Raw genomic sequence first — 6,584 nt, forward strand, 5'->3', positions numbered from 1 at the left:
TCGCAGGATGACTCCGCAGGCTGGGTGAAGAGAATGTGGCGACATCGGGCAGTCAATAGCCGAAATGGTGCGCGGATCGGTGTTCATACCACTGGCTTGCCGAGCGGTGAGCCGATCCTGCTCCTTTCTTCCCTGCTGGCCGACTGGCGGTCCTGGAATGACGTGGCCGGTCGTTTACCTTCAGGGGTATATGCGATCACGATGGACCTGCGGGGTCATGGAACGAGTTCGCCGAGTGCCGGCGACTACAGTCTAGCCGAACTGGCGGCCGACGTGCTTAATGTAATGGATAACCTCGCGTTTGCAAGAGTTCATCTTGTTGGCACGTCGGTCGGGTCGATGGTCGCGCAATATCTTGGCGCCACGGCGGGACACCGGCTTATCTCGCTGACACTCGTGGCAGCAGGTTCTCTCGTTCCAGAGCCAGCTTGGCCGATCTGGGACAAGCGGGTGGCCGCAGTGCGCAGCGGCGGGCTCATTACGCAGGTGCCGATCGTGTATCCGGCATGGTTTTCCGGAGCGGTCGACCAAGGTCTGCTGGATCTTGCTGAGTCGATGATCTTGGCCACGACAGTTGCCGGATTCACCGGCGCTGTCGCAGCGATCAAGGGCCATGACGCGAGAAGCCTTCTTCCGCAGGTCGAAACGCCAACGCTCGTCATAGCCGGTGCGAACGATGCCGCCGTGCCACCGGAGGCGGTCCGCGCGACCGCCGCTCTCATTCCAGGTGCCGCATTCGAAGTTGTGACGGGTGCCGCGCACCAGGTCGCGATGCAGCATCCTGTCGCCTTTGCGGACCGGCTATGCCGCCATATTGCTGGAGCGCCGCGATGACGTTTTCCCCTGAAGGACCCTATGGGACAATCGTGACCGGCCCGCCTGTCGAACAGGCAAATGCTGCGATCATTCTTCTGCACGGCCGTGGCCAGCGTGCGCAAGCGATGCTGGAACTTGCGAGACAGCTCGATCTGCCCTCTGTCGCCTGGCTTGCCCTGCAAGCGCCCGCCGGGGCGTGGTACTCGCCCAAATATGACGGGTTCGATCCAGACGGCGACAGGTCTGTGGCTGACGCCTGCACCGCCTTGGCTGAGATCTCCTCGCGGCTGGAAGCAGCCTGGGTCGCGCTAGACCGTCAGGGCATAGTCGGCTTCAGCCAGGGTGCCTGCCTCGCCAGTCACTTCATGTGGTGCGGCGCTGCGAAAATGGGGTTCCTGGGCTCGCTGACCGGAAGCCTCCCGGGTTTTGAGCTCCCAACCGCGCCAGTTGAGCCTCGGTTTACCGGTCTCAAGGCGATATTCACAGGTGGTCTGAACGACGATTGGGTCAAGGCAGAGCATGTGCGGGAGACAGCTGAGCGCTTTAGACTCTCTGGTGCTGATGTCGGCGAGTATATTCAACCGATCAAGGACCATGGAATTGGGGCGGACGAGATCGCGTTGTTGCGAGACACCCTGATCGCACGCTTCGAGCTGAACCCGCCGGTCCCTACGCGCGGGCCGCGACATCAGCCGCTCGTGCCGCAAAGCACGCCAAGTCTGACGGATTGAACGTCCCATGCTGTTCTCCGTCATAACCACCATCTCGCCTGAAAAGCTGGCAGAGCGCACAGCAGCCATACCGGCACACCGCGCCTATCTTGCGTCGCACACCGCAAGCATTTTGGCAGTGGGGACCACCTTCGCCGAAGGCGGCGATTTGGTCGGATCGACATATCTCGTTGATGTCGACGATTGGAACGCAGCCCGGGCCTTCATCGCCGAAGACCCCATGACCGTGTCCGGGGCACGTCAAAGCATCGACATTCTTGAATGGCGGATGGGCGGGTTCGATCGGCGATACCCCTGGCAAGGGGCGAACGTCGAGAGACAAGACGCAGCGCATCAAAGTCTGAATAAGGAAGGGGTGAGCGCTGCGCCCCAACCTTCGCTCCGCACACGCCATCTCAGAGTGTTGCTGCTGATCACCACGCTCGCGCCGCTAGTGGCCCTCGTCAACATTCTCTTGGGCGACACCATTGCCCATCTTCCCGTTTTGCTGCGCTCCTTCTTGGTCGTGGGGCTTGTCGTGCCCGCCGCGACCTATGTTGCACTGCCGCTGCTTACCGGCCTTGCGCGCTGCGTGGGGCAGGAGCGCCGGGAAAGTTCACCAGCCATCCGGCCGCCGGCGGAACACACTCATTCTACATGACGATTTAGCCCGCAAAAATCCCCGAACGTCTCAGTTCCAGGCAAAAGGATCATAAAAATATGAGCGCTGATACAGAAACCCTGGCGAGGAAAGTCCGTGAAGAGGTTATCAAGCCTGAGCAATCGACTCTGATTAGCCCGGATCGACAGTCACCGAGCCTCCTTCGCCGCGAAGCGACGGTCGAACCGCGGTTCGAACTGTTCCACTTCGTGTTCTCAGTCTGCTCGCAAAAGGTGCGCGGCACCCTAATGGAGAAGGGCGTGACCTTCGGCTCCAACGAGTTGACGATCCTTCCCCCGCAGAATGAGAATTATTGTCCGCAATATGTCCGGCTGCGGTTGCGATCGGAAGCCGCAGCCAAGCACCGTCCTGTCAGCTCGTTCACTGGGCAGTCGTCTGTTGATTCCGAAGGGTTCGACCCGCTCGTCGTACCGACCCTCGTCGACCATGAGACCGGCCGGATCCTCGCCGATTCCAAGGCAATCTGCCTCTACCTCTGCGACGCCTTGTCCGGCGGTACCGATCTTCTGCCCGCCGACATACGGGAGGCTGTGCTCAAGCAGGTCCAGCTCGCTGACACGACGCCCCATGTAGCCCTGCTCTACGGCGCCGATCCGGACGGTGATCGTCGGCCCGAAAGCATGCAGGCGGTCATGCCCGGCATCCACGCACACAAGATCGACGCCGTGCGCCGCAATATCCCGCTCGCGGACGGCGACCCGCTTCTCCTCGAAGCCTACCAACACAAGATTGTGAAGGAGGAAGCCGCCGCCTCGTTCGTCATCAACGAGCCGCAAATGCGGACCGCCATCTCGAAGGCGGAGCAGCTGGTTACCGATCTCGATCGCGACCTCGGGGCGTCCACCGGACCTTGGCTGTTCGGCGACCGCTTCACGCTCGCCGACCTGTTCTGGGCCGTCAGTCTCTACCGCTTCCTCTGGCTCGGCTATTCGGGTTTCTGGAAAGACGGTGCAGGCAAGCCCCGTGTCGAGGCCTATGCCAATCGGCTCTTCGCGCGGCCCTCCGTCAAGGATGCGATCATCCAGTGGCCCGGCCATCCGCCGAGCGAGAATGTCATCCATCTCCTGAGCAACGCCTAAAGGCAACCACCGCGCCGTCCGCAAGCGACGCGGTCCATGCCCTGAACGCGTCGTCCGGCAGGGCCGAGACCGGCTCTGTTGCAAAAATCGTGAAGCTTGAGCATGCTTGGCGGAGATTGGACGGACGGAACGATGACGGATTTCAAGTGGCGCCATTTCCAGGGTGATGTGATCCTGTGGGCGGTGCGCTGGTATTGTCGCTATCCGATCAGCTATCGCGACCTTGAGGAAATGCTGGCGGAACGCGGCATTTCGGTCGACCATACGACGATCTATCGCTGGGTCCAGTGCTACGCCCCGGAGATGGAGAAGCGGCTGCGCTGGTTCTGGCGGCGTGGCTTTGATCCGAGCTGGCGCCTGGATGAAACCTACGTCAAGGTGCGGGGCAAGTGGACCTACCTGTACCGGGCAGTCGACAAGCGGGGCGACACGATCGATTTCTACCTGTCGCCGACCCGCAGCGCCAAGGCAGCGAAGCGGTTCCTGGGCAAGGCCCTGCGAGGCCTGAAGCACTGGGAAAAGCCTGCCACGCTCAATACCGACAAAGCGCCGAGCTATGGTGCAGCGATCACCGAATTGAAGCGCGAAGGAAAGCTGGACCGGGAGACGGCCCACCGGCAGGTGAAGTATCTCAATAACGTGATCGAGGCCGATCACGGAAAGCTCAAGATACTGATCAAGCCGGTGCGCGGTTTCAAATCGATCCCCACGGCCTATGCCACGATCAAGGGATTCGAAGTCATGCGAGCCCTGCGCAAAGGACAGGCTCGCCCCTGGTGCCTGCAGCCCGGCATCAGGGGCGAGGTGCGCCTTGTGGAGAGAGCTTTTGGCATTGGGCCCTCGGCGCTGACGGAGGCCATGGGCATGCTCAACCACCATTTCGCAGCAGCCGCCTGATCGGCGCAGAGCGACAGCCTACCTCTGACTGCCGCCAATCTTTGCAACAGAGCCCGGTGCCGAGATGGCGCGGCTCTACGGCGTCAGTGAACCCACCGTCTCGCGCATCGTCGCCGCGCACCGCCAGCAATTCAGTCAGCAGCAGAGGGAACAGGCATGAAGCGTGGTCACGATCTGTCCGGCGTCATGAAGTTCGCCACCTCGCCGGCCTGGGGCGAGCATCTGGGCGAGGCGCTCGGCGATCATCTCGGGCTGGCGATGGAGGAGTTCGACTTCGAAGCGGACGAGCTGGCGGACATCGTCGGCGATCATTGGGCCGGCGTGTTGTGGGGATGCGCGTTCGAGGATCTGCTGACGCGCACCATCCAACCCGACCGGAACATCGTCGATGACTATATTCGGCGCCGGGGCTGGAATGAGAGCGGCCCGACCAAAATCTACCTGCGTGCCCTTCGATCGTCAGTGATGAGCCTCCACGAGGTCAGCGAGGTCGAGCCCGGCAGCGGCTTCCTCGTGCGCGACCTGATCCGGGGCGGCGAGCCGCTTCGAGTATCCGAGCGCAGCGCCTCGCAGACGCTGAAGCAATGGGACAGGATCGGTGCCCGCGTCGTGCAGGTCGGAGGCAAGCACCTCCTGTCGGGCGGCGTGCTGTCGTTCACGATGGAGGCGGCCGAGGCGCTCGTCGCCGATCTACGGCGCTCGAAGGGCAAGCGCAGCCCGCGCACCGCGTTGAACCTAGACGCCGACGATCTGGCTGCACTTCCGGCCCTCATCAGCACGGCATGGCTGTTCGATGTCGTTCCCAAGACCATGGGACCGGCGCCCATCCCCACGCTGCACAACATTGATGGCGAGGAGGTGATGTTCCACCGCGTGCGCTTTCCCTTCGCACGCGGCGTGACCCAGGCGCTGGTCGGCGAGCGGCTTGATACTGTCCCTGCGCTTCAGCGGGAAACCACGCACTTTTGGAACTGGCTGGGCGAGAAACCGAACGGAAAAGCGAAAAGCACCGGGCGCATGGCGTGGGGTGTGACGATGGCGGACGGCACCCCGGTGCTCGGCAATGTCGAATTGAAAGGCCGCGCCCTGATGCTCGCCGTCACCTCGGCCGAGCGAGCGAAACGCGGCACCGCGCTTATCAACGATGCGCTCGCCGGGTTGGTCGGCTCGCCGCTGACCACGATTGAGACGGTCGAACAGGCCATGGCGGCGCGGGCCGAGGGGCTGACATCATCCGAACCGGCACCCGCCATTGCGCCAGAGGTTGCAACCCCGCTCATCCATGCCATGCTCGACCGTCAGTACCGCGCGACGCTCGATGAACCCGTCGGCATGCTCGGCGACATCACCCCGCGCGCAGCCGTTCAAACTGCCGCAGGCCGGCACCGAGTAGCCGGGTGGCTCAAGCATCTCGAAAACCGCAGCAGCAGCCAACTCGACGCGAACGACCCGATGGCCACCTACGACTTCACTTGGATATGGCGCGAACTTGGCATCGAGAACCTGCGCAAATAGTTCGCTACCCCTGACGTCGATGCCTACCGTGAATCCGTGTCCCTACAATGCACAGAGGCCATCTAGCTTTCCAAAAAATCAGCCGCCTGGGAAGCCCGTAGAGCGCCATGCCGGCCGAACCCTCCCCGACCTTGCCGAACGTCTGAAATGAGGCCCAGCGGCCCGGAAATCGCGCCTGTGGCGACATTTCCGCCTGCCCTGCCCTCTCGGATTGATCGCTGTCCTATCCGCCTGGCTTTTCTGGAAAGCCAATTGCGACGGTGCTGCTGGCGCTGTGGCTGCGATGGAGGCGCAGCGTTTAAACGATCCCCTTTCTAACAAAAAGCGTGCCGGCGAAGCCGGCTCATCATGGGGATGCCGGGTGGGAGGATCGCTAAAGCGATCCGGGGCGGCCGAAGGCCGCGAGCCGGCGGGGCGAAGCCCCAAGAGGCGGTGTTTTTCTTCTTTCTGATTGTGCCTGAAGCGCGGCGCTGGTGAGTCGCGCTGCCGTTGTCCCGATTTTCGGGACAAGCTGTCCGATCTGGCGGGACGCTGGTGGGTGAAACCACGATGATCCAGCCTCTCGTCATAATCTTCCGCTGAAGTTATCCACAGGTCAGCCTAGTGTTAAAATATGGGTTTAGTGATGTGTTACGGAAATTCGGCCTGCCCGGAAAGGCGCAGAAATCCTCGCTTTTTTGGCAGAAATTTGCCGCGCGGTGAATCCGCTCTGACGAAAAAGCGAATCCAGAGTGACGAAAAGGCGAATCCACTATGACGATAGCGCCAGGCCTTCCCTGCCGCGCTCAAGCGTAATCGAAATGACGATAGCGCGGCGGTGAATCTGAAATGACGATAATCCGCTTGCGTATGTGAAATGACGATAGTAGCCCTAGCGTTAGTGAA

At 61.8% G+C, this 6,584-nt stretch carries 6 protein-coding genes; all 6 read left to right on the forward strand.

Translation table 11 applies throughout. From position 1 onward, the window contains the following. Nucleotides 1-33 precede the first annotated feature (33 nt). Complete coding sequence (locus tag K663_RS22935; RefSeq protein ID WP_218847786.1) at nucleotides 34-834, forward strand: alpha/beta fold hydrolase; 801 nt, start codon at nucleotides 34-36, stop codon at nucleotides 832-834. Next, nucleotides 831-1,547, forward strand: a complete 717-nt coding sequence (locus K663_RS22940) for an alpha/beta hydrolase (protein ID WP_007686010.1) — start codon at nucleotides 831-833, stop codon at nucleotides 1,545-1,547. The genes K663_RS22935 and K663_RS22940 overlap by 4 nt, the downstream gene beginning before the upstream one ends. A 7-nt stretch (nucleotides 1,548-1,554) precedes the next feature. After that, a complete protein-coding gene (locus K663_RS22945; RefSeq protein ID WP_007686013.1) occupies nucleotides 1,555-2,187 on the forward strand; it encodes a YciI family protein in 633 nt (210 codons plus the stop codon). A gap of 59 nt (nucleotides 2,188-2,246) precedes the next feature. Continuing rightward, nucleotides 2,247-3,287 carry a 2,5-dichlorohydroquinone reductive dechlorinase gene (linD, locus tag K663_RS22950; RefSeq protein WP_013035740.1) on the forward strand — a complete coding sequence of 347 codons (1,041 nt, stop codon included), beginning with the start codon at nucleotides 2,247-2,249 and terminating at the stop codon, nucleotides 3,285-3,287. Nucleotides 3,288-3,419: 132 nt separating this feature from the next. After that, a complete protein-coding gene (locus tag K663_RS22955; RefSeq protein ID WP_001389365.1) occupies nucleotides 3,420-4,184 on the forward strand; it encodes an IS6-like element IS6100 family transposase in 765 nt (254 codons plus the stop codon). Nucleotides 4,185-4,340: 156 nt separating this feature from the next. Further along, the gene (locus tag K663_RS22960) at nucleotides 4,341-5,699 is read left to right on the forward strand and encodes a hypothetical protein (protein ID WP_007015766.1); all 1,359 of its coding nucleotides are present in this window, start codon (nucleotides 4,341-4,343) and stop codon (nucleotides 5,697-5,699) included. The last annotated feature ends 885 nt before the right edge of the window (nucleotides 5,700-6,584 follow it).

The sequence above is a fragment of the Sphingobium sp. MI1205 genome (genome assembly GCF_001563285.1).
Lineage (GTDB): Bacteria > Pseudomonadota > Alphaproteobacteria > Sphingomonadales > Sphingomonadaceae > Sphingobium.

Excerpts from the sequence above, each read along its gene's own strand:
- K663_RS22940 (WP_007686010.1), top strand. The coding sequence starts at position 831 with ATGACGTTTTCCCCTGAAGGACCCTATGGGACAATCGTGACCGGCCCG.
- K663_RS22960 (WP_007015766.1), top strand. The coding sequence starts at position 4,341 with ATGAAGCGTGGTCACGATCTGTCCGGCGTCATGAAGTTCGCCACCTCG.
- K663_RS22935 (WP_218847786.1), top strand. The coding sequence starts at position 34 with ATGTGGCGACATCGGGCAGTCAATAGCCGAAATGGTGCGCGGATCGGT.
- K663_RS22955 (WP_001389365.1), top strand. The coding sequence starts at position 3,420 with ATGACGGATTTCAAGTGGCGCCATTTCCAGGGTGATGTGATCCTGTGG.
- K663_RS22945 (WP_007686013.1), top strand. The coding sequence starts at position 1,555 with ATGCTGTTCTCCGTCATAACCACCATCTCGCCTGAAAAGCTGGCAGAG.
- linD (WP_013035740.1), top strand. The coding sequence starts at position 2,247 with ATGAGCGCTGATACAGAAACCCTGGCGAGGAAAGTCCGTGAAGAGGTT.